Here is a 1,646-nt window from a genome sequence, read left to right as displayed (position 1 = left end):
GTCCAGCCCTGCGCCAGGAACATCGCCTTGGGATTGGGGTTGCCGTTGACCGTCGCCACCTGGGCGAAGCTCATGGCGATCATGGCGGTCGCGCCGACGATCGAGCCCGAGGACAGGTCGATGCCGCCGGTGATGATGACCTGTGTCACGCCGATGGCGATGATGCCGACGATCGACACCTGCAGGATGATGATCTGCAGGCGCGCTTCGTTGAAGATGCCGCCGACATCGCTGCGTGTGTTGAACAGGAAGCTGTCGCCGAGAAAGATGCGGCCGATCAGTTCGAAGATGACGACGAGAATGACCAGGGCCAGGAAAACATTGAACTCGGCCGGCCATGTGCGCTTCTTCGCATCATAACCGACGCCGCCGACGCCATGAGATGTCTGTGCCACGTATTCTGTCCTCCATCAGCCGCGGTCGCCCTCGCGCCGTGCCGGCGCTGAGGGAGAGAGGGAGCGGCGCTGTCTTGATCGAGAGCGCCGCTCCGTATCGAACCGCTGGCGGCTCAGTTCTTCTTCAGGAACTTGTCGATGTTGGCTGGCGTCACCAGCTGGAAGGGCACGTAGACCTTGTGCTCGACCTTCTCGCCCTTGGAGAGCTTGAGCGCCGCATCGAGAGCGCCGGCGCCCTGGCCGGCCGCGTCCTGGAACACAGTTACGTCGAGGTCGCCCGCCTGCATGGCCGCCAGCGCGTCCTGGGTGGCATCGACGCCGCCGACGACAACCGCCTTCATGTCGATGTTGCCGGCCTTCATCGCCTGGATGGCGCCGATGGCGCTTTCGTCATTGTTGGCGATGACGCCATCGAACGGCTTGCCGGTCGAAAGCCAGTTGGTCATCAGGTTCTGCGCCTCGTCGCGGTTCCAGTTCGACGTCTGCTTGTCGATGATCTTGATGAAGCTGCAATCCGGCGTCGCGATCACATCGTCGATGTCCTTGGTGCGCTGCACGGCGGCCTGGTTGGAAAGCTCGCCCATGATCACATAGACATTGGCTTCCTTCTTGCCGGCTTCCTTGAACAGGCGGCAGACTTCCTTGGTCTCGAGCGTGCCGGAATCGGCTTCGTTCGAGGCGACGAAGGCCTGGTTGTCGGGCAGCGTGTCGACGTTGACCGGCTCGCGGTTGACATAGACCAGCGGGATCTTGGCTGCGGCGGCGGCATCCGACATCGCCTGCGTGGCCGAAGTGTCGACCGGGTTGACGATGATGGCGTCGACGCCCGAAGCGGCGAAGTTCTTGATCTGGTCAAGCTGCTTGGCAACGTCGTTCTGCGCGTCCTCGACCTGCAGCTCGACGCCGCTCATACCCTTGGCCTGCTCGATCATGCCGTTGCGCAGCACGGTCAGGAAGTTGTCGTCGAACTTGGCCATCGACACGCCAACCTTGGCGGCCAGGGCGGATGAACTCATCAGCGCCGCGAAGGCGACGCCTAAAATCAATTTCTTCATTGTGTTTCTCCTCCACATATTGGTGTCCGGTTTCACCGATTTATCCGGAATCCCCGATCTCCCCGGGGAATCTCTCCCTGATGTCGTTTCTATTCCGGGTGACGCTTGCCGTTGGCTGGAACGTCAAACCCTCTGTTTGAAACAGATATTCCGGAACGAAAGAACCAAAATATACAGATGATGAAATATTTATTCC

General features: G+C 60.4%; 1 protein-coding gene and 1 pseudogene. Both read right to left on the bottom strand.

Going from position 1 to position 1,646, the window contains the following annotated elements:
* A pseudogene (locus EN994_RS30350) lies at positions 1 to 395 on the bottom strand (ABC transporter permease); the annotation flags it as partial.
* A gap of 113 nt (positions 396 to 508) precedes the next feature.
* Positions 509 to 1,450, bottom strand: coding sequence for a sugar ABC transporter substrate-binding protein (locus tag EN994_RS30345; RefSeq protein ID WP_024502009.1), 942 nt, complete (start codon positions 1,448 to 1,450; stop codon positions 509 to 511).
* Between the last annotated feature and the right edge of the window lie 196 nt (positions 1,451 to 1,646).

Source organism: Mesorhizobium sp. M7A.F.Ca.CA.002.09.1.1, from assembly GCF_003998555.1.
Classification (GTDB): domain Bacteria; phylum Pseudomonadota; class Alphaproteobacteria; order Rhizobiales; family Rhizobiaceae; genus Mesorhizobium; species Mesorhizobium ciceri.
Note: the sequence above shows the minus strand (reverse complement) of the source record. Positions and strands in the feature narration are given on the sequence as shown.

Bases quoted from the DNA above. Each gene is read 5' to 3' on its own strand.
- EN994_RS30345 (WP_024502009.1), bottom strand. From the start codon at position 1,450: ATGAAGAAATTGATTTTAGGCGTCGCCTTCGCGGCGCTGATGAGTTCA.